Here is a 20939-nt window from a genome sequence, read left to right on the forward strand (position 1 = left end):
AATGGGCAAGGTTAGAGGTAAACTAAGTAGACTAAGCTTGGTTTTATTCAGCGCCGCTTGCATCTCTCAGGCTCAAGCATCAGATAGCGTTGCCCCAAAACAATTTTTGTTAGAACAAGTATTTACTGGTGAAGCCAATTACAGAGATGATTTGGTGCAACAGGCCCTTTATCGCTTAGAATTAATTGCTCCTAATGATCCAGAAGTGATTGCAGCACGTCTTAGACTGGCCTTACGGCAGGGCAACCAGTTACTGGCAGCACAACAGCTGGAAAAATTAAAACAACTGATTCCTGATTCTAATCTATACCGTCATGCGAAAATAAATATAGTTCTTGCCCAACCTCAAGGAGAGAGAGAGCTTCAACAAGCAAGATTAATGGCTGTAGCCGGGCATTTAGCAGAAGCAAAAAAACTTTATGATGCCCTTTTTCAAGGGGATCCTCCTACGCCTTTTCTGGCGGTAGAGTATTGGTCTATGGTATCCCGGATACCGGGAAAGGAGGCTGAGGCTCTGCAACAGTTGCAAGCTTTATATCATTATTTACAAGCCAATAAACTGATTGAGAACAATAAAAGTAACGTTCACTGGATAAATTCCCTTAGATCTACCTTATCTCAACTATTGAATGCAGAAGGAGACAAAGCGCTTAAAACAGCTAATCTGTCTTTGGCTGAGCAAAAATACCAACAGGCATACCAATACGACAATACTAATGATTTTGCATTAATTGGAATAGGAGATGTTGCTTTTGCTCGTAAAGACTTTGTCGCCGCAGAGCAGGCATATAAAAAAGCCGAGCAGCTTTATCCTAGCGGGAGTATTGCTGTTTATGGCTTAATAAGTATCTACAAGCGCCAGTCGCCACAGAAAGCATTGCATTATTTGGAGAGTTTACCGGCGAGCAAACAGTTTAAATTTAAAGATGCGCGGATGATGTTGCAAAGTGCTATTTTACAACAGCAAGCGGAACGATTTGCTGCGCGTAAGCAATGGCCTGAAGCCTTGGCAAAATATCGTGAGGCTCATCAACTGACTCCTGCCGACCCTTGGTTGACCTACCATTTGGCCACCTTGTTTTATCAGTCTGGACAGCACGAGAAAGCGAATGCTTTATTGCTTCAGTTAGTCGCAAAGCAAAATAATGATCCCAAAATAATTTATATTTACGCGCTGTATCTCGCTGCGACAGATCAAGAGCAAAGTGCGCTAAGTTACTTGAATAGACTACCTAAAAAACTTTGGGATAATGATATTCGCCAATTGGCGCAGCGCCTGGAAAAAGAATTGGCCCGAAAGCACGCGCAAATGGCTATTGAACAGGCGAGAAAGATGCGCGATCAGGGGAATAAGAATGGAGCCATTGCTTATCTTTTAAAACAGCCTCAAATGACCAGCATCACCTTAACATTAGGGGATTGGGCTTTGGAGGATGGTCAATTTAACGAGGCATTAGCTTATTATCGGCAAGTTAAAGCGGTTGAGCCCCACAATGAGGATGCACTTTTAGGCGAAATTGAAGCCCTTGTTGCGGCAGGCCGACTTGATGAAGCTCATCAGTTTTTACAGGAAGAACAGTACAGCAAAGGCACTCTAAACCTTAACATGAAGCGAAGAGTGGCGAATGCCTGGATAGCTGTGGGTGAGTTATATCAGGCTAATATGATTTTCCAACGAATAAAACCACAAGCCAGAAATGAGGCTCCCAGTCAAACCACTGCCTTAGTGTTTCGCGATGCTGCTCGACTTGAAGAGCAGTTACATGAGCCCAAACAGGCGCGAGTTGATTATGGCCAAGCCATGGTGAAGAGTGAAATTACCTCTATTTACCCAAGCGATAATGATATTTATACCTTCCTGACTCGCAACCATGCCGACGATGACTGGTTAAAACGAGGAATTCGTTCAGATGCAGCCCAACTTTATCGTCAACAAGAGGTTCGAGTAACCCTCGAGCATGATAATTGGAGCTTGAGTGGAACTGGGGGAGTTTCTGATTTATCCATTAAGGATACTATTTTGCAGGCGGATATGCCGCTTTACGATGGTCGTGCGTTTTTTCGAGGCGAATTGATTGAGGCGAGTGCTGGCGATTTCACCACTTTTAATGGTGTATTTGTGAATGATTTTGGAACCTGCACTAATGGATGTATGAATGGTGTCTCGCAGAATGCGAGGGGTTTTAGTCCGGTTTTAGGATGGCAAAATAGTAAATGGGCTTTGGACATGGGCGAAACCCCTTTCGGATTTCCCATAGTAAATTGGGTCGGCAGCATCAACTATTCAGGGGATTTCCATCATGTAGGCTGGACTTTAGGTGCATCAAGACGGCCTTTAGCCAATTCATTATTATCCTTTGCTGGTACCAGAGATCCTAATACCAATATTATATGGGGTGGGGTAGTTTCCAGCGGGTTAAATCTGTCGCTTAGTTATGATCGAGGTGGCGCATACGGATTATGGGCCTTTATGGATGCGAATGAGTTGACCGGTAAAAATGTAGCAAATAATAAACGCGCCAGATTAATGGAGGGGTACTATTATAAGGTTATTAACGAAGAGAACCGACGTGCTTCTATTGGTATTAATAATATGCTCTGGCACTATCAGAGGGACTTGAATGGTTACTCCTTGGGGCAGGGGGGATATTTCAGTCCACAGAAATATGTATCGTTCTCTCTTCCAGTTGATTACCGTCAAAGGACGGCGAACTGGTCCTATGAGTTGGGGGGATCGGTTTCCTGGTCGCGGACTACAACTCAAGATCGTCCTCTCTATCCATTACCTAATCTTATTCCTAGCGCATTCCTTGCTCAAAACACTATTTTAAGCGGGAGCACAAATTCTGCTTTTGGTTATACTTTACTCGCTTTAGTGGAGCGTCGTCTTGGCTCTCACTTTACTTGTGGAGCGGTTGTTAATATACAACGTACTCAAGATTATACCCCAAGTCATATCTCTCTTTATCTCCGTTATTCTCTTGACGGATGGATGGGGGATCTTGATATGCCGATAAGGCCTTTGGTTCCTTATGCCAATTTTGGTTAAATAAAAGCAGCCCTTCCTGCCTCACGTTGATTCTGAGCCATTTACGTAATCCTCAACAACCTCACGTAATCCTCAACAACCTCACGTAATCCTCAACAACCTCACGTAATCCTCAACAACCCCACGTTATCCCGAATAACCTTACGTCATCCCGAGCGAAGAGAGGGATCTCCAAATGCAGGCACAGCACCACTATTAGGAGATCTCTCACGTTGTTCGAGATGACGTACAGTGGGAGAGGGATCTCCAAATGCAGGCACAGCACCACTATTAGGAGATCTCTCACGTTGTTCGAGATGACGTACAATGGGAGAGGGATCTCCAAATGCAGGCACAGCACCACTATTAGGAGATCTCTCACGTTGTTCTAGATGACGTACAGTGGGAGAGGGATCTCCAAATGCAGGCACAGTACCACTATTAGGAGATCTCTCACGTTGTTCGAGATGACGTACAGTGGGAGAGGGATCTCCAAATGCAGGCACAGCACCACTATTAGGAGATCTCTCACGTTGTTCGAGATGACGTACAGTGGGAGAGGGATCTCCAAATGCAGGCACAGCACCACTATCAGGAGATCTCTCACCTTGTTCGAGATGACGTACAGTCCTGTAGCCCGGTTGCTTGGAACCGGGAGCTGGTTTTGTATTACTCCCCTCCTGGTTGCAAGCAACCAGGCTACCAATAAGGTCACACAGGATTGGTTACTTTACAGAGGCATTGGAAGCGGGTACGGGAGCAGGGGATTGTGGATAGGGTACCCAATTTGAATCCCCCTTCAGCAGAATATAGGGTATTCCCTGGTATTCTATTACGGTGATTCCTTCGTTTTCAGAAACCACGGCAGTTTGTGGCAATTTATCTATGAGTGTTTGTAAATTGAGTGGGGATTGATTAAATATTTTTCCATCTAGCAAACGTGATATTAATTCAGAAACGGCCAGGTAACTGCTGGGATTATTTATTTGCAGCGTCTCATTTTGATTGGGTGTTTTCAGCCCAATCAATTTTATTCCCACAGGGATATGAGTGATCGCAGGACTAGGTATGTCTCGCAAACCTGGCATTTGTAATTTATCCCCAGTAAGGTTTGCACCGTGTTCAGGGATTATTATCACTACCGCTTTACGACCGGATTGCTCTAAAGAAGCCAAAAAATTAACCAGCTGGTCAAACAATTGAGTCGCCCTGCTCTCATAAGGGATTGATTTGCTGTCCTTAAGGGAACGGTTACCGTCATGTAAGGTGATGATATTATAGTAAGTTGCACTTCGGCTATTAGTGTTTTTTTGTTTTTGTTTCAGCCAGCGATTGAGCAATTCATCGTTATTAAAAAGAGGGCTTCCATCAAACTCGATCATCGATTGGTTAATACCAATGTGTGACATTAATGGCACTTGCTGTATATTGCCATGCTGGCGCAGCTGGTCGAGAAAATTGCCATAAATACCATTATGATCCAGCATGATTTCGGGGGTGAAACCGAGCGAGGCCAAATTATCCATTAAATAGCAATTTTGCGCGGCAGGGCTATAGAGTGCTGTATGAGATGTTTGGCCGCAGCTGGCGCGCAATAAACGTATTCCCGCGGGAGCGCTGTACGATGCTGCTGAATTAAACTTATTAAATAAGATATCAAATTTGCTCCATAAAGGGTGATTTCTTAAATGTACCGCATCTAAATCAGACCAGGCCAAAGAACAAATATGGATGATCAATATATCAAAAGGTTCGGCATCTGCTGGTAAAGATAAGGGGAATTTAGTTTTTTTTGTTTTTTCCTGATTGTAAAACTGATTTAAATAAGCATTGAGATTATCATTTGTTGGCGGCAGATTAGCGTCTTGTTCCTTAGCGTGAGGTGTACTTTTAGTCACCGCTTGGCTTTGATTTGAAGAGGTTTTATTCATTGTTGGAAGCAGTGGGTAGGCAGAACTTTGAATAGTAAGTATGTTGAGCCAACTTATAGCGAATACAGTAAAGACCGTAATACGTATCCATTGTGATAAAAAAAGATAAGCTACTAACAAAACAAAGGCTGCGCCTATCATGTTCCAGTTAATAAAACGGTTTACCAATTCAAGAAGATAATCGGGACTGAATTTCAGAACATCAGCTCCTTGACTCATTATGCTGTGCACATTAGGCAGCCAGGTATCATGGTAGAACAACGCAAGTCCAATCGGTATGGCCAGCCAATTTCGGCAACGATGCAAAAATGCAGGAAGCGGAAAGAGGAGAAACATTAAAAAAACCAGGTTAACAAAGGGATGAAAATCCAGATATCCATACCACAAAAGGGCAAATTTTAATAAAAAATAATAGTTCCATCCTCCAAGGCCCCGCCAATTGCCCCAATTATTTGGAGTTTCCTGAATTTGCGATGTGTTTCTCATTATTTTTTCTTTGCCTTTGAAGAGTTATTATCACCTGACAGGAAGCCCGCTGATTTTAAATATCGTGGTTTTAAAAAATAGTTTTTTAAGGTTTTTAAACCGCGCTGTAATCGTGGTCTAACCGCATAGCCCAGTAAAAAAAAGAATAGTGCCGATAATGAGGTGATTTGAATAATATCTGTCAGCTCCATGGTTTATTTTCCTTGCTCAATGTTGGTAGACAAGGTGATACACTCTGGAGTGCGTCTGGCAATCGCAGTAGGGGGCGCTTGCTTGGGGGCGTTTGCCGGGATTATGGCTTCATTTAGTAGCTTATCATGATGTAAGCTAAGTTGTTTCATTTCAGTAATAATCTGCAAGTCCAGATCCCAGGCCACGTGACTTGAAAATATCATATTTACTGGTTTGTGAAAAATAAAGTTAAGAGTGGGGTCCAGATCACTGGCGGCGCACGTCGAAAGAAATAAAAACAGCCGATTATCACTGATTGTCGCAATATCACCTAAACGTTTTAATTCGCAAAGGGAAAGTGCCTGGCGAGCATCCACTCCTGATTCAGGCATTAAAGCGACGAGGATTCCTTTGCCATTATCGGGAAGTAAGGTGTTGTTCATGCGAAACAACACTGCCTCAGTAAATTCTTTTACCGGAAGATAACCTTTTAGCTCTATGGGCTGTATCATAGTTAATAAAGAATTAAAGTCTTCTGGCACATAACGGGTAAATCGCTGGCCCTGTATACTTTCCACCATCGTTAGAAATTTGGGAAGGGATACGGTTTGTGGAACGGATAAATTAGCCCCGCATGCCAATAACAAACGTTCATCACTGTATCGTATGCTGTTGCTCATTTCACGGATGACTATTTTTAATGCATGACCACACTGTCGGCGTAGATAATGAATTTGTCTGGCAAGTTCGTTGATCTGATTGCTATCATTCAGAGAAAAAATCAATGTGGCGGCTTGAGCTTGTTTTGCTTTTTGAGCCAACAACTGATTATTATCTAACAATTGCCAATTTTCAGTAGGGGGAAATGTTCCTTCAAGAATTTTCTTGTCTACAAGATAAAGCATTTCATCATTGGACAATAAAGTTGACTCTGCTTGACTGTTTGGCTGTATAGTCCAGTCTAGTCCCTCATTGTGGATGGTAAACGTTTGATTTGCCGTCAGGCCGTTTTCTGTAGCCCACCAGGAAATGATGTATTGTAGGTTATCTTGTTGCCAATGTACTCTCGATAATCCGTTCAAAAAACGATGCTGAGACAATAATTGATTTTTCAATTGGGCGGCGTTTGGACCATGATTAAGAATTAATAAGGTACTCTGTTCTCTATTGAGCCATTTATTGGTTTCTTGCACCCAACGTTGGATCTCTTCCTTGGTGAAGGTTTGCCAAAAGATGGAGTTGGTCAGCAAAATAAACAGTCGTTTGGTCGTATTTAATGAACGCGCCAGGTCAGTAGTTAAATAGAGGAGGGCCATTTTTTTTTCTGGTAAGGTAAATAAAGGCAGTTTCTTAACAGAAACAGGTGTTAAGTCCTCCAAGAGGAGTTCTGGTTTTTCACCCTGACATATTAAAGCGGCACGTGCAGTTGCAGGCAAAGCGGTAATAATCTGGCGGCAAAATCGTTTGGCATCTATTGGGCGATCGATATTAATCCAGTAAAATCCGGGGGATTGCATGCTTGATAATGTGCCCCAGCTCTGTTTCATGCCTAATGAGAACGATAGCGTCATAGATTCCTTTCTACTCTGATTTTAATATCCGTAGTGTTGGATTCGTCTGCAATCCAACCCCGCCACTCTTGTACTGTGCTCACGCCAGGAGATCTCTCACGTTGTTCGAGATGACGTAGCGTGGGGAAAAACGTCCCTTCGCTCCACCTATGTCCTCCCACGCCACTTCGTACATCATCCCGAACGAAGTGAGGGATCTCCCGAGCCGGGCACAGTGCTCACGCCAGGAGATCTCTCACGTTGTTCGAGATGACGTAGCGTGGGGAAAAACGTCCCTTCGCTCCACCTATGTCCTCCCACGCCACTTCGTACGTCATCCCGAACGAAGTGAGGGATCTCCCGAGCCGGGCACAGTGCTCAGGCTAGGAGATCTCTCACGTTGTTCGAGATGACGTAGCATGGGGAAAACGTCCCTTCGCTTCACCTTATGTCCTCCCACGCCACTTCGTACGTCATCCCGAACGAAGTGAGGGATCTCCCGAGATAGGCACAGTACTCATACCAGGAGATTATCACATTTTCTTATCGAGTGAGATTTCCGGGTAAGGCATTAATAATTATGACATTGTTACAATAAATCATCAATTTTACCCAGAAATGTATCATCATACCTATAATGCAGATGATTACCTACTTGTTCTTAACAATAGAATAATTTGATGCAGTTTTATTCCTGTACTGTTCACTGATACGAGTTTTAATTTTATTCTTTTGGGGTTTATATCGATAATACATCGCTATAGAGATTAAATAAGGCAGGCCAAAAAGAATAAGCGTATGTTTGATTGATTTGGATAGGACGGTCTCAAAGAAAATACATAGGGATATACTTACTTGAATCGTGCGATTTTTGATGAAATCAGTAAAGAATAATGGCGTCATACTATAAATCTCTAATAAATCATGAATTATCTAAATCTTGCGGCGCTGATTTTTCCTAATTAATGACATGCTGATTTACTTTCGGCAATAATCGAGTACACCTCATTATCACCTATGATAAGGTGATCGAGTAATCGCGCATCTACTAATTCCAATGCATCACGAAGACGTTCGGTAACGGCCAGATCCTGATGGCTGGCATCCGATACTCCTGAGGGATGATTGTGGGCAAGAATTATGGCTGCCGCATTGAGCTGTAGAACACGTTCAATTATTGGTCTTGGATGAACTGTTGCTGAATTGATAGTGCCGGAAAATAATTCTTCATAAGCAATAATACGGTGTTGATTATCAAGAAAAAGGGCTGCAAAAGTTTCATTTTTATAATCACGCATTTTCTTTTTTAAAAAGGTATAGGTTTGCTTACTGTTCGTTATCTGGATTTCTTTTTGCAGGTGAATGAAATCACTGCGTCGGCATATTTCTTTTACAGCCTGAAGTTGCACATAACGCACCTCTCCTAAGCCGTGTACTTTTTTAAAACTTTGTGGGTCCGCATTGAGAACTGCTCGTAAATCACCTAGATGCTTGATGAGATCGAAGGCTAATTGCAGGCATGATTTTTTACCACTGCCAGAACTGATAAAAACTGCCAATAACTCTACATCCGAAAGGCTTTGTACTCCATCAGTAAGTAATTTCTCACGCAGATCTAACTGCCGTGTTGATTGGACAACCGTCATTTTGTATTCCTTTTTTATTCCTTTATTGCGAAGTTTATGCTTTGATCGGAGCTATTCTTATCAAAAATGGTTAGTCATGCAAGATTTTATTAATAAAAAAATCCTTCTTGGTGTTTGTGGCGGTATTGCTGCCTATAAATCAGCCTATCTGGTAAGAGAGTTAACTCGTCTTGGCGCGGAGGTTCGCGTAGTAATGACCCAGGCAGCGCAACAATTCATTAGTCCTTTATTAATGCAGGCTTTATCAGGCAATGAGGTACGTACTGATTTATTTGATACCCAAGCAGAGCGTGCTATGGGACATATTGAATTGGCACGATGGGCCGATTATTTGCTTATAGCTCCAGCCTCAGCCAATTATCTGGCCAAAATGACTCAAGGGATAGCCGATGACTTACTCTCTACTTTGTATCTTGTTGCTGAAGTTCCTGTCATCGTGTGTCCTGCCATGAACAGAAGCATGTGGGCACATCCTGCAACTAAAGCAAACTGCGATCTCTTACAAGAGAGAGGAGTAGTCTTTGTTGGCCCTGAAGAAGGGGCGCAAGCCTGTGGGGAGCAGGGACTAGGGCGCGTTAGTGAGGCGGAACAAATTATTAATGCATTACGCTTGTATGAAGTGAATCAGCTGCTTGTTGGCAAAAAAGTGGTGATTACAGCCGGCCCTACTCGTGAGCCAATAGATCCTGTTCGTTATTTAAGTAATTACAGTTCTGGCAAGATGGGGTACGCCATGGCAGAAGCAGCCGCCATGGCTGGGGCGCAAGTTACCCTGATTAGTGGGCCCAGCATGTTAACTGTTTCCGCAGGAATTGAACTTATTAAGGTGGCGTCAGCTCAGTCTATGTTGGATGAGGTAATGAAACAGATGCAAACTGGTTCTATCTTCATCGGTACCGCCGCTGTTGCGGATTATCAGGTAAAATCACCAGCTGTAGAAAAAATGAAGAAGAAAGATCACAGTGAGTTGAGTCTTCAGCTCATAAGAAACACCGATATTCTTAGCACTGTGGCTGCAAGTGGCACAGCTTCTTTTGTGATGGGCTTTGCTGCTGAAACTAACGATCTGATTCATTATGCCAAAGAAAAATTACGCGAAAAGAAACTGGATATGATCGTTGCAAATCAAGTAGGTAAAGGGCTCGGGTTTGAAAGCGATGTGAACCAAGTGACTGTGATTACAAAAAATAAGCAGATCGAATTGCCACTAACCCATAAAGTGCGTCTGGCAGGACAAATTATTGCAATCCTCGCCGCAACTCTGCAAAATGGCGTGCATTAAACTCATCAGGAATAATCATGTTAAAGGCCATTCAATTAAAAATTCTGGATTCAAAAATTGGGGATACTATTCCTTTGCCTGCGTATGCCACCGATGGATCAGCAGGATTGGACTTAAGGGTTTGCATCACCGATCCCATTCAAATCGCACCTCAGGAAACGGTTTTGTTACCTACCGGACTCTCTATTTACATTGCTGATCCTAATTTGGCAGCAGTTATTCTGCCTCGCTCCGGATTGGGGCATAAAAATGGTATTGTTTTGGGTAACCTCGTAGGATTAATTGATTCGGATTATCAAGGTGAATTGAAAATTTCTTGTTGGAATCGAAGTCAGGAACATTTTACGGTCAATCCGGGCGAACGAATTGCCCAATTGGTTTTCGTCCCAGTGGTTCAGGCGGCTTTTGAAATTGTGGAAACATTTACGGAAAGCAGCAGGGGAGACGGTGGATTTGGTAGCTCCGGGAGACACTAAATGATTTATCAGCAAAAACAAATTAACCGTTCAGTTTTTAGAGCCTATGATATTCGAGGGGTTATAGGACAAGATTTGGATGAGCATTCGTTTTACAGCATTGGTTTGGCTTTGGCTTGCTATTTGCAAAAATTAGAACGCCATCAAATCTTTCTTGCCCAGGACGGTCGTTTAACCAGTCCAGCTTTGGCTTTAGCCTTAAAAAAGGGCTTACTTGATAGTGGCATTGATGTCGTGGACTTAGGCTCAGTTGCTACACCTGTGATGTATTACGCAACTCATTCTCAGGGCATAGACAGTGGATTAATGGTCACTGGAAGTCACAATCCGGCAGATTATAATGGCATTAAAATGGTATTAGCCGGTAAAACTTTAACTCAAGAAGACATCGATATTCTTTATGATTTAGTGGTTTCAGGTAAACGAGTGACTGGTTGCGGTAAAGAAACTGCTCTTGATGTGATGAATAATTATACTCAGCGCATCCTGAGTGATATAAAAATAAAACGTCCCTTAAAAGTGGTTGTTGATTGTGGAAACGGTATTGCCGGACCGATTATACCGCAAGTCATTTCGGCATTAGGGTGTGAAGTTATTCCCTTATATTGTGACGTGGATGGACGATTTCCAAACCATCATCCCGATCCCACTATAGAGGCTAATTTAGCGGATTTAAAAAAAGCGGTTATAGCACATCAGGCGGATATAGGACTGGCTTTTGATGGAGATGCCGATCGTTTGGGTTTGATCACTAATGAAGGCGACATGATTTGGCCTGATCGTTTGATGATGCTCTATGTTCGAGAGTTATTAAGCCGTCTTCCAGGGGCCACCATAGTTTTTGATGTCAAATGTTCCAGTCACTTGGAAAAAGTTATTCTAGAGGCCGGCGGTGTTGCTAAAATGTGTCCCACAGGTCATTCCATAGTCAAGTCGGTAATGAAGAAAGAACAGGCTGCTTTAGCTGGTGAAATGAGCGGGCATTTGTTTTTTAAGGACCGTTGGTATGGATTTGATGATGCTTTATATAGTGCCTGTCGTTTATTAGAAATTATCAGCTCCTCGTCATTAACTGTTAGTCAGCAATTTGAACTAATCCCTAATAGTATTAATACTCCTGAATTAAAAATTGCTATAGCCGATGAGGACAAATTTGTTTTTATGAAGCGTTTTAGTGAAGAGGCGAAATTTTCAGAGGCACGCATTATTCCTATTGATGGTCTGCGAGTTGAATTTGCTAATGGCTGGGGATTATTACGTGCTTCTAATACGACTCCTTGTCTGGTGGCTCGTTTTGAGGCGATTGATAAAGATAATTTAAAACAAATTCAGCATTTATTTAAAAGGCAAATCCACTTGGTTGATAATCGGTTGGATTTACCTTTTTAATAGTGCGCTACCTTCATCATAAACGATGGTGCTTTGTTGTATAAATCTTCTGGCCCTTCTCTCTACGTCCCGCGACCAAGCCGCGGGATGTAGGGTACGGAAATTGATTTATGCAACAGCACCAGCGTTAACGGGAGACTGGCACCGTGCCATGTTCGGGAGATCTCTCGCTAGTGCTCGAGATGACGGGGGATCGCTCGAGATGACAACGTGTGGCTCGCGGTGAAGGGGGCTGTAGCCCGGTTGCAAGCAAGCAGACTACAATTACCCACTGGATTGATCCTTAAGTTGGCGCATTAGGCGCTCAGGGCTTTGTGGGACTCGTTTGCCTTTTTTAAGACATAAAGCATTACTTCTAAAGGTTGTTGGTTTTGTAAACGAGCCGGTACTTTCTCTTGTTTATCCAGTTGGAATTGATAGCGTTCTGCCAAGTCTTTGATGTAATCAGGATGATGGCTAAAGCGAGCGCTAGGTTCAAGAAACCAAGGCGTTGTCTTACTTATTTCCGTAGTAAATATAAAATGGCCCTCGCTATTTAAGTGTTTCTGAATTGCCTTAAATAGCGCATCGAGATCACCAAAATAAGGTAAGACATCGGCAGCGACTATTAAATCAAATTTCTGTTTATTTTGTTTTAAAAACTCGGTTAATTCCGCTTGAGTTAATACATCATAAATTCCTTTTTCTTTAGCATGAGCGAGCATTTTTTCCGCGATATCCACCCCAGTCAGGTGTTTACTTATTTCGCGTAGAACTACTCCGGTTAACCCTGTCCCACATCCTAAATCAAGAGTTTTATTAACTTGGATTAGTTCCAGCTGATGAATCGTTCTTCCAATATGTTGAGGAATGGAATAGTTTAATTGCCCCTTCATGTGCTGCTCATAATACAAAGCATAATTATTAAATAAATTCTGCGCGTATTCAGGAGTAGTATTCGCCTCTTTGGAGCCTGATATCGCATTCAGCATGTGCTTGCTAATCGTATCTTGGGGATTAACGGCCAGTGCTTGTCTCAAATATTCACGAGAAGTTTCCCGTTGATCCATTTTTAGATAAATAGCGGCCATATTATTCAGCGAAGGCGTATGGCGGCTTTGCAAGCTCAGAACTTTCTCGAAAAAAATGATGGCTTCATTCAAATGGCCTAAGGCCATTTGGGCTACACCGGAATTGTATAAATATTCTATATTATTGGGATCCTTGATTAATAATACATCATAATGCATTAAAGCATTTTCAAAACGGTCATGATGCATAAACGTGGCGGCTAAGTTATTGCGGGCGTCTATATTCTCATTATCCAAAGCCAGAGCTTTAGTGAAATAGTCTACAGCCAGTTGATTTTGCTCTCTTTTCAGAGCAATAACCCCCAGATTAGTTAATGCTTCTACCTGTTCGTTATCTTGCTCTAAAACCTTTTGAAAGCATTGCTCAGCCTCAGCGAGTAAATTGTCTTCAAGATTTAAAACGCCCAAATAAAATTGAGCATCAGTATGCTCAGGGTTTAATGAAATAACATTATTAAATTGAGTCTTCGCGGCGGCTAATTGATTATTCCGTAGTAATAATAAGCCTAAATTAAAATGAGCGGCACTAAAATCAGGTTCTGCATTGACGGCTTTAACATAATGGCTCAGTGCCTGTTGATAATTATCTTGCAAAGCATGGAGGGTTGCTAAATTATTATGAGCCTGGGCATACTCAGGATTTAGCGCAATGGCCTGCTGATAATAATTAATGGCTTCTTCATACTGGCGATTTTTTTTATAAGCATTAGCCAGATTATTAAGTAAAACAGGATCATCCGGCTGAACCGTTCGTGCTTGTAATAAATAAAGTAGGGAGTTGTCCATGTCTCCTGATTGAGCATAAGTTAAGCCTAAAAAATGTAAGGCTTCAGGATGGTTGGGCATCTGGGTCAGGATATTTTTATAAAGGCTAATAGCCTGGGGGTACTGACCTTCGTATTGAAGTTGATAGGCTTTGGCAAAAAGGGCTTCGATTTCACTGTTCATTATAAATTCGGAGTAAGGGCGCGTAGTTGGTTTAGGGCTTTTGCGCGATGACTGATGGTATTTTTTATAGTAGCAGGTAATTGAGCTGCTGTGCATTGGTATTCAGCTACATAAAATATTGGATCATAGCCAAAACCTTCTTTCCCAGACGGGCGTGTACTGATGCTGCCATCGAATCTGCCTGTAGCAATGATGGGGGTAGGGTCGGTCGCGTGTTGAACCAGGACAATCGCGCAATAAAAAAAAGCTTGTCGTTGTTCTGAATGTATGTGAGCCATATTGGTTAAGAGTAACTTGATGTTGTCTTGATCAGTGGCACCTACCCCGGCATAACGCGAGGAGTAAATACCGGGCTCTCCGTTAAGTGCAGGTATTACTAAGCCCGAATCATCTGCCAGGGCAGGCCTATCTGCTAATAAACTGGCATGTCTGGCTTTTATGATGGCATTTTCTATAAAACTTAATCCATTTTCCTCTGGACTGTGTATTCCTAAAGTATTTTGGGCAATGCATTGAATCGGTGCCAATAAATGCTGAAATTCTTTAATTTTTCCAGAGTTGGAGGTAGCGAGAATAATTTCTTTCATAACGAGTTCTTAAGGATTTTATGTTCATTGTATCTCGATATAGATAAGATACAAAATAGTTAAAATTTTTATGGAATGGAGCTTTTATCCGTGTAAAACTGATTCAGGTAATCGGAGTCAATCGACCCTCAACTCAAAAGGGATAATATGGATTTAAAGAGATCAAATTTTCGCTGGTTAATAGTCACCCTCTTATTTTTAATCACTTTTATAAATTATATTGATCGCGCTTCCATTTCTTATGCTATTGATAATATTGCAAAAGATTTTAATTTATCGGATTGGCAAATTGGTTTAGTGTTGGGCGCTTTTGGTGTGGGTTATGTATTTACTACCTTTTTAGGTGGCATCGCTGCAGATAAATTTGGCGCCAAAAAAACCTTGATGGTCTCCATTTTTTTTTGGGGGGTGGGCTCTCTCTTAACGGGGATGGCATTGGGTTTCTTCATGGTGCTCCTCTCAAGGATCGTTTTAGGTTTAGCAGAAGGACCTAATTTTCCCGCAATGACTCGAGCGATTAGTGATTGGCTTTCCGAGCAAGAGCGTAACCGTGCTTTATCCTTTGCATTAATTTCTGTACCCGTTGCCCTTGCTCTGGGTGGTCCCATTATGTCTTTTCTTATTTTAACCTTATCATGGCGGGGAACTTATTATTTCTTAACGGTTCTTGCTCTTGTTTGGATCCCGATATGGTGGTGGTTGTTTCAAGATAAACCAGAAAGCTCACCCCATGTAAATCAATTGGAATTGGCCTATTTACAAGAGGAAGTGATCATTAAATCAAAAGATATTCCGGAAAAGGTGTCCTGGGGATTTCTTTTTTTTAATAAAACTTTATTAGCTAATAACTGGTCTTTTTTTGTATTTGGTTATTATCTTTTCTTTTTTATGACCTGGTTGCCTCGTTATTTACATGAGGTATATCAGCTTAATTTAACCCAGATTGGAATGTACTCCATCGCTCCCTGGTTACTTGCTGCACTGCTGATGTGGGGTGTTGGCGTTTTATCGGATTATGTCTTTAAGAAAACTCAAAGTTTACGTTTGTCTCGCTCCTACCCCATTATTATCACTCAATTATTATCCGCGTTATGCATTCTTCCTATTTTATTAACGCATCACGTTTTTTATGCCATGTTTTTTATTTCTTTAGCGGTAGGTTTTGCCATGAGTGCCAATGCCTCTTTTTATGCAGTTAATATTGATATTGCTAAAGAACGGGCTGGTTCAGCGTTGGGCATTATGGATGCGGTATTTGCGATTGCAGGATTCCTGGCACCAACCCTGACCGGGGTGCTCATCTCGATAACAGGACATTTTGAAGCCACATTTTTTCTATTATTCGGATTGGCTATATCTTCTGTTTTTGTAATGTTACTTTTTCATAATAAATAGAGTGAGTATGCGACATAAGTATCTGAGGTTGGGTTTACGAATTGGTTCTATTACTTGATTGTTTTTAATACAATGCATTATATTTCTTAGCAATAGTTTTGTTTTTAAGTTAAAATAGGTTCGTTTTTAAATAAATTGAATTAATAATGCCTATCTCCCATCTTTTATTGACTTTATTAGTGGTAGTTATCTGGGGACTTAACTTTATTTTTGTAAAGTTAGGCCTGGAAGAAGTTTCGCCGCTATTACTTTGTGCATTACGGTTTTTCTTAGCCAGCATTCCTGCTGTTTTTTTTATAAAGCCACCTGAGGGGCCCTTTAGAATTGTTGCCTTGTATGGATTAGTGATGTTTGCTTTGCAATTTGCTCTGGTCTTCATGGGAATGCATGCAGGTATGACCCCGGGAATGGCTTCATTACTGATGCAGGTACAAGTGTTTTTTAGTATGTTTTTTGCTGTGCTCTTTTTAGGTGAACAACCGAGTATCAGCCAAGTAGTAGGGGCATTGGTTGCTTTCATGGGCATTGGCTTAGTCGCTATGCATTTCGATACCGATGTATCGCTGCTGGGTTTTATATTGATCTTATCGGCTGCAGCGACGTGGGGAATTGGGAATTTGATAACCAAAAAAATTAAAACAACCAACTTTATTGCTGTAATTGTTTGGGGCAGCTTTGTAGCATGTTTTCCCATGTTTCTCCTGTCTTTACTCTTTGAAGGACCGCAGCGTATTGTTACCAGCTATAATCAAGTGACTTGGCAGGGAATAGGATCACTTTTTTATATTGTTTATGCATCAACCTGGATAGGCTATGGCATATGGAATTGGTTGCTCGCGCGTTATTCGGTAGGAATGATCGTTCCCTTTACTTTATTAGTTCCTGTCGTTGGTATTTTAAGCTCCGTTCTGCTCCTTGGAGAGCCGTTCCAGTTATGGAAACTGAATGCCGGTTTATTAGTGGTTAGTGGACTTTGCATTAATATCTTAAGCCCTCGCTTTTTTATGGTCAAAGCGCAACCCAATGAAGCCTGAAAATAAAATTATCGCAAAATCACTGCAGATGAGTATATGATTAACTTCTTTTTAGAGTAGAAATCTGTAATGAGTGATTTTAAAACGATAGTGTTATGTGCTGATGACTTTGGATTAAATTCGGGGGTTTCTCAAGGAATTTTAAAGTTAGTGCAGATGCGTCGTTTGTCCGCAGTAGGTTGCATGACCAATATGCCTGACTTTAATCTTCATGCCAAAGATTTATGTGCTTTAAAAAGAGAAGTACAGACCGGTTTACATTTTAATCTAACAGAAGGTTATTTCTTGTCTGAACCAGAAAGACCTTGTTTCAGTTTAAATAACTTACTTATTAAATCGCATTTACATCTGCTGAATCTTGACTTAATCGCTAAAGAATTTAATGCTCAGCTGGATCACTTTATCCAAATGATGGGCGAAATGCCTGACTTTATCGATGGCCATGAACATGTGCATCAATTCCCTGGTATAAGAAGGGTGATTCTGGATATTTATGAACAACGGATAAAACCTCACAGAGCCTGGATACGTTCCACTTATCCCTCCATTACTATTTTTAAATATTGGTTTAAAGGAATGATATTGGCTATGGCAGGGGGGAGAAAATTGCATGCCGAGCTCAAAAAATTAACTATTCCTCATCATCATTATTTTGCCGGCGTATATGATTTTGCTCCAGACGCTGATTACCCAGCATTATTCAAGCATTGGCTGACTTTAGTTCCTTCCGATACGCTCATTATGTGTCATCCAGGTGACTGTTTAATTCCTTCCATGACTCGTTTAATCGAATTGAATTATTTCTTGAGCGATGAGTTTGTCAATGATTGTCAGGAACATCGAGTCCGTCTGTTTTTATCGACAAGCCCAAAATCTGGAGAGGATGAAGCTATAAATAGAGACTAATCCTAAAACAATAATCAGTGCGATCAAATAACTTAAAGGGGTATAGTCCAGTAATAAAAAGTAAAGAAGTTCGTTGATTATTCCCGCTGAAGACGCAACCAGAAAAAAATGGGGTAAACTTAATTGTTTTTGATTATGAAGTTTTGCAAAAGTGAAATATCGATGGCCTAAAAAACTCACGTTAAATGCAAGCAAAAACGCAAATATATTAGCGATTAGCGGTCTGACCTCCATGTAGGTTACAAGGCCTAATACCGTTAGAATGTGTACGGCGGCAGCACTTGCCCCAGTAACACCAAAATAAATCAGGCGGTGAGGTAATTTAAGAGAGGTGGTCATCGAAACTGGACTCCTCATCAATAATGTACAATGGCCGGTGTTTGACTTCATCAAAGACTCTTCCGATATATTCTCCTACCACCCCTAAAGCAAATAATTGCAGTCCGCCAAAAAAGCTAATTGCTGTGACTATAGTTGCCCAACCTGGCGTCTGTATACCAAATATGAACGTGCTTAGAATAATCCAAACCGCATAGAGCATCGCAATACTGGCTACACCCATGCCACCTAAAGCTATCATTCTTAAAGGAAAGGCGCTAAATGAGGTAATGCCTGTAATGGCTAAATCGAGTAGCGAATAAAAATTCCATTGAGAAGTACCCGATTTACGGGGTTGTACTTCAAAAGGAATAGCAACTTGTTTGAAACCTACCCAACTGTATAAACCCTTCATAAACCGATTACGCTCTGGTAGTTTCTGCAGTGCGCTCACTATTTTTTTGTCCAGTAACCTAAAGTCTCCTGCATTAGCAGGGATATTAATGCGGTTTATTTTTGAAGTGAGTTGATAAAAGGCTTTGGCGCAGGTTCGTTTTAGCCAGGATTCATCGGCACGGTTTTGACGAACAGCGTAGACCATGTCATTCCCTTCTTCCCACTTGGCAATAAATTCTGCTAACAGCTCCAGAGGATGTTGAAAATCACCATCCAGCAGAATAACCGCATCGCCCCTGGCATGATCCAAACCCGCACTGAGGGCTTTTTCTTTACCAAAATTGCGACTAAAACGAATATAACGAATAGGAAACTGGGATTTGAGTTGATAAATAATTGCCAGCGTATTATCTCGGCTGCCGTCATCGACAATCACTATTTCATAAGGATAAGCCAATTCTTTAAGTGTTTTATCCAAGGCAGTGACAAACTCTGCAATCAAGGCCTCTTCATTATAAACAGGAACAACGCAGGAGATAAGCTTTGTATGATCAGGAGTTTTAGGCATAGTGAGTTTAATGATAGAACAAATAGGTGTAAGCCGGCTATATTAACTCAAATTGGGAAGTTGCGTCTATCATGGCTTGCAAATTGGCCAATATAATGTTTATTTGAACAGTTTAATTTAAAATAACCTATCCCCGCGTAGGCGGGGATCAATCTTTGTATTAGCATTTGCTAAAACGGGAATGGATTCCCGCCTGAAGAAAGAAAAATAACCTAAATTGTCTTAGCTTGACGCCTATGAGTGATTATTTCTAGCCCAACTGTTTATAGAATAAAGGATTTCCAACTCAGTCTATTTGGGTTTCAAATAAAAACCAGGCTCTTCTTTCTGTTTCATCAATAAAATTTTCAAGCAGACTGGCTGTTGCCACATCATTACCTTTATCGCAGACTTCATGTGCCAAACGCATGTGCTGAGTCAGCTTTTTATTATCATTCATGAGTTCTTCAATCATTTCCTGCGGCGCTACGTAATCTTTATTGTTATCTTTTATTTTTTGTAATTGGGCTATTTGGCTGATGGAGTGAATCGTATTTTTGCCCAATTTTCTTACACGCTCTGCAAGTACATCAATCATCGCAAAGATTTGATCGGCCTGTTCATCTAGCAGTAAATGGTAATCACGGAAATGGCTACCGGACATGTGCCAGTGGAAGTTCTTTGTCTTAACAAAAAGAGTAAAGACATCAGCAATTAATGGGTTTATGGCTTGAGCTATTTTGTTGCGGTCCGCGTCATCCAAGTCACTGGGAAAAGAATACATGGCGAGAGTATCGTATGATTTTGACATATCTAAATCCTTTTTGAAGAGTAAGTTTAATTATTGTAGCAGTTCCTCAGGTTGTCAATTGAAGTAATGTAAGGATTTTTATTAGATTTTAGGACGTCATCTCGAGCAAATAGCACGTTACCTCGAACCAATAGCACGTCATCTCGAGCAGCCGCGAGAGATCTCCTGAAATGTAGCTCAGGGCTTGTTTTGGAGATCTCTCGCGGCTGCTCGAGATGACCTGGCCAATATATTCTATATCCTGGTTAGTAAGTTCGTTTCAATAAGATGCCAGTGAGACTCACTTATTTTTGCAGTCAAGGTACTAAAATACCTCTGCAGATTAGCGCGTGCTGCATTGGGGATATTGGCATTGATGCTATTATGAGTGGTTTTATGCTGATTTATAGACAATTCATACAATTGTTTTTGTTGAAAGGCTTCTGAAGTGATTTCCAATTGTAATATCTGGTGGCGGAAGGGTTGAACGAATTTATTTTGGTGCTGGTTTCGCAGCCACTGACGGGCCTGTCTTAATTGATGAGTCACATGAGCATGCCATGGGGCGTTGTCAGTTAAAATTTGATTTAGAAACTCTTGACTGAATTCACCTCGTTCCGAGGCATACCAGCAGCACCACAATACAATATTTACATTAATATCATAGCAATCCTGTATAGCAAGGCATAATTGCTTGATGTCTTCATTGGCATAAAGTTTCAGCGAGTAATCCCACAATGGATTCATCAATTCTTCAATCATTTTAAATAAGATTAATGGTAAGCACTCAGGATCAATAACCGATTGTAACTCTATTTGATCTTCGTCGTATAGCTATAGGCTTGCTAATTTGTTACCCCTGAAAAGAGCAAACCTGCAGCATTTTTAAATTATTCTGAATATCAACTAAAGTATATTTCACAGGTTTAAGCCATAATTTGATTACTTGGTTTAATTAATGAACTCACTGGGCCCATAATACAGTGTGA

18 protein-coding genes are annotated in these 20939 nt (G+C 41.2%); 7 read left to right on the forward strand and 11 right to left on the reverse strand.

Annotated features, from left to right (window positions below; genetic code table 11):
• Position 1: 1 nt before the first annotated feature.
• The gene (bcsC, locus tag LOX96_RS15255; protein ID WP_250424666.1) at positions 2-3049 is read left to right on the forward strand and encodes a cellulose synthase complex outer membrane protein BcsC; all 3048 of its coding nucleotides are present in this window, start codon (positions 2-4) and stop codon (positions 3047-3049) included.
• A 146-nt stretch (positions 3050-3195) separates the two neighbouring features.
• Here bcsC and LOX96_RS15260 read toward each other — a convergent pair whose 3' ends face one another.
• The 5 genes from LOX96_RS15260 to radC all read right to left on the reverse strand — a co-directional run bounded on the left by LOX96_RS15260 (position 3196) and on the right by radC (position 8812).
• On the reverse strand, positions 3196-3609 hold the full coding sequence (locus LOX96_RS15260) for a hypothetical protein (RefSeq protein ID WP_250456380.1): 414 nt from the start codon (positions 3607-3609) through the stop codon (positions 3196-3198).
• 144 nt (positions 3610-3753) lie between these two features.
• On the reverse strand, positions 3754-5445 hold the full coding sequence (bcsG, locus tag LOX96_RS15265) for a cellulose biosynthesis protein BcsG (protein ID WP_250424802.1): 1692 nt from the start codon (positions 5443-5445) through the stop codon (positions 3754-3756).
• A complete protein-coding gene (gene bcsF, locus LOX96_RS15270; protein WP_250424804.1) occupies positions 5445-5636 on the reverse strand; it encodes a cellulose biosynthesis protein BcsF in 192 nt (63 codons plus the stop codon). Before bcsF ends, bcsG begins: the two co-directional genes overlap by 1 nt.
• 3 nt (positions 5637-5639) lie before the next feature.
• On the reverse strand, positions 5640-7187 hold the full coding sequence (gene bcsE / locus LOX96_RS15275; protein ID WP_250424806.1) for a cellulose biosynthesis protein BcsE: 1548 nt from the start codon (positions 7185-7187) through the stop codon (positions 5640-5642).
• Between the two features lie 941 nt (positions 7188-8128).
• The gene (gene radC, locus LOX96_RS15280) at positions 8129-8812 is read right to left on the reverse strand and encodes a RadC family protein (protein ID WP_250424615.1); all 684 of its coding nucleotides are present in this window, start codon (positions 8810-8812) and stop codon (positions 8129-8131) included.
• A gap of 76 nt (positions 8813-8888) precedes the next feature.
• Between radC and coaBC the strand changes: the two genes are divergently transcribed.
• Genes coaBC through LOX96_RS15295 form a run of 3 tightly spaced genes read left to right on the forward strand, consistent with a single transcriptional unit; the run spans position 8889 to position 11959 of the window.
• Entirely contained in the window at positions 8889-10094 is a 1206-nt protein-coding gene (coaBC, locus tag LOX96_RS15285) for a bifunctional phosphopantothenoylcysteine decarboxylase/phosphopantothenate--cysteine ligase CoaBC (protein WP_250424616.1), read from the forward strand.
• Positions 10095-10111: 17 nt separating this feature from the next.
• Entirely contained in the window at positions 10112-10570 is a 459-nt protein-coding gene (gene dut / locus LOX96_RS15290; RefSeq protein ID WP_250424617.1) for a dUTP diphosphatase, read from the forward strand.
• Positions 10571-11959, forward strand: a complete 1389-nt coding sequence (locus tag LOX96_RS15295; RefSeq protein WP_250424618.1) for a phosphomannomutase/phosphoglucomutase — start codon at positions 10571-10573, stop codon at positions 11957-11959.
• Between the two features lie 296 nt (positions 11960-12255).
• Here the strand turns inward: LOX96_RS15295 and LOX96_RS15300 are convergent, their stop codons facing one another.
• Positions 12256-13977, reverse strand: coding sequence for a tetratricopeptide repeat protein (locus LOX96_RS15300; protein ID WP_250424619.1), 1722 nt, complete (start codon positions 13975-13977; stop codon positions 12256-12258).
• Positions 13977-14564, reverse strand: a complete 588-nt coding sequence (rdgB, locus tag LOX96_RS15305) for an RdgB/HAM1 family non-canonical purine NTP pyrophosphatase (protein ID WP_250424620.1) — start codon at positions 14562-14564, stop codon at positions 13977-13979. The genes LOX96_RS15300 and rdgB overlap by 1 nt, the downstream gene beginning before the upstream one ends.
• 147 nt (positions 14565-14711) lie before the next feature.
• Between rdgB and LOX96_RS15310 the strand changes: the two genes are divergently transcribed.
• The 3 genes from LOX96_RS15310 to LOX96_RS15320 all read left to right on the forward strand — a co-directional run bounded on the left by LOX96_RS15310 (position 14712) and on the right by LOX96_RS15320 (position 17899).
• On the forward strand, positions 14712-15959 hold the full coding sequence (locus tag LOX96_RS15310; protein WP_250424621.1) for an MFS transporter: 1248 nt from the start codon (positions 14712-14714) through the stop codon (positions 15957-15959).
• Between the two features lie 146 nt (positions 15960-16105).
• The gene (locus tag LOX96_RS15315; protein ID WP_250424622.1) at positions 16106-16993 is read left to right on the forward strand and encodes an EamA family transporter; all 888 of its coding nucleotides are present in this window, start codon (positions 16106-16108) and stop codon (positions 16991-16993) included.
• Between the two features lie 69 nt (positions 16994-17062).
• Positions 17063-17899, forward strand: coding sequence for a ChbG/HpnK family deacetylase (locus LOX96_RS15320; RefSeq protein ID WP_250424623.1), 837 nt, complete (start codon positions 17063-17065; stop codon positions 17897-17899).
• On the opposite strand, the gene LOX96_RS15325 is transcribed toward LOX96_RS15320, so the two are convergent.
• The 4 genes from LOX96_RS15325 to LOX96_RS15340 form a co-directional block, all read right to left on the reverse strand.
• A complete protein-coding gene (locus LOX96_RS15325; RefSeq protein ID WP_250424624.1) occupies positions 17849-18238 on the reverse strand; it encodes a GtrA family protein in 390 nt (129 codons plus the stop codon). The two genes, LOX96_RS15320 and LOX96_RS15325, sit on opposite strands and share 51 nt — an antisense overlap.
• Positions 18222-19181, reverse strand: a complete 960-nt coding sequence (locus LOX96_RS15330; RefSeq protein WP_250424625.1) for a glycosyltransferase family 2 protein — start codon at positions 19179-19181, stop codon at positions 18222-18224. The genes LOX96_RS15325 and LOX96_RS15330 overlap by 17 nt, the downstream gene beginning before the upstream one ends.
• A 286-nt stretch (positions 19182-19467) precedes the next feature.
• Positions 19468-19971, reverse strand: a complete 504-nt coding sequence (locus tag LOX96_RS15335) for a Dps family protein (protein ID WP_250424626.1) — start codon at positions 19969-19971, stop codon at positions 19468-19470.
• 234 nt (positions 19972-20205) lie between these two features.
• Positions 20206-20697, reverse strand: coding sequence for a TIGR02444 family protein (locus tag LOX96_RS15340; RefSeq protein ID WP_250424627.1), 492 nt, complete (start codon positions 20695-20697; stop codon positions 20206-20208).
• Between the last annotated feature and the right edge of the window lie 242 nt (positions 20698-20939).

The organism is Legionella maioricensis, from assembly GCF_023618015.1.
GTDB lineage: Bacteria > Pseudomonadota > Gammaproteobacteria > Legionellales > Legionellaceae > Legionella > Legionella maioricensis.

Bases quoted from the DNA above. Each gene is read 5' to 3' on its own strand.
- bcsC (WP_250424666.1), top strand. From the start codon at position 2: ATGGGCAAGGTTAGAGGTAAACTAAGTAGACTAAGCTTGGTTTTATTC.
- bcsG (WP_250424802.1), bottom strand. From the start codon at position 5,445: ATGAGAAACACATCGCAAATTCAGGAAACTCCAAATAATTGGGGCAAT.
- bcsF (WP_250424804.1), bottom strand. From the start codon at position 5,636: ATGGAGCTGACAGATATTATTCAAATCACCTCATTATCGGCACTATTC.
- bcsE (WP_250424806.1), bottom strand. From the start codon at position 7,187: ATGACGCTATCGTTCTCATTAGGCATGAAACAGAGCTGGGGCACATTA.
- radC (WP_250424615.1), bottom strand. From the start codon at position 8,812: ATGACGGTTGTCCAATCAACACGGCAGTTAGATCTGCGTGAGAAATTA.
- coaBC (WP_250424616.1), top strand. From the start codon at position 8,889: ATGCAAGATTTTATTAATAAAAAAATCCTTCTTGGTGTTTGTGGCGGT.
- dut (WP_250424617.1), top strand. From the start codon at position 10,112: ATGTTAAAGGCCATTCAATTAAAAATTCTGGATTCAAAAATTGGGGAT.
- LOX96_RS15295 (WP_250424618.1), top strand. From the start codon at position 10,571: ATGATTTATCAGCAAAAACAAATTAACCGTTCAGTTTTTAGAGCCTAT.
- LOX96_RS15300 (WP_250424619.1), bottom strand. From the start codon at position 13,977: ATGAACAGTGAAATCGAAGCCCTTTTTGCCAAAGCCTATCAACTTCAA.
- rdgB (WP_250424620.1), bottom strand. From the start codon at position 14,564: ATGAAAGAAATTATTCTCGCTACCTCCAACTCTGGAAAAATTAAAGAA.
- LOX96_RS15310 (WP_250424621.1), top strand. From the start codon at position 14,712: ATGGATTTAAAGAGATCAAATTTTCGCTGGTTAATAGTCACCCTCTTA.
- LOX96_RS15315 (WP_250424622.1), top strand. From the start codon at position 16,106: ATGCCTATCTCCCATCTTTTATTGACTTTATTAGTGGTAGTTATCTGG.
- LOX96_RS15320 (WP_250424623.1), top strand. From the start codon at position 17,063: ATGAGTGATTTTAAAACGATAGTGTTATGTGCTGATGACTTTGGATTA.
- LOX96_RS15325 (WP_250424624.1), bottom strand. From the start codon at position 18,238: ATGACCACCTCTCTTAAATTACCTCACCGCCTGATTTATTTTGGTGTT.
- LOX96_RS15330 (WP_250424625.1), bottom strand. From the start codon at position 19,181: ATGCCTAAAACTCCTGATCATACAAAGCTTATCTCCTGCGTTGTTCCT.
- LOX96_RS15335 (WP_250424626.1), bottom strand. From the start codon at position 19,971: ATGTCAAAATCATACGATACTCTCGCCATGTATTCTTTTCCCAGTGAC.
- LOX96_RS15340 (WP_250424627.1), bottom strand. From the start codon at position 20,697: ATGAATCCATTGTGGGATTACTCGCTGAAACTTTATGCCAATGAAGAC.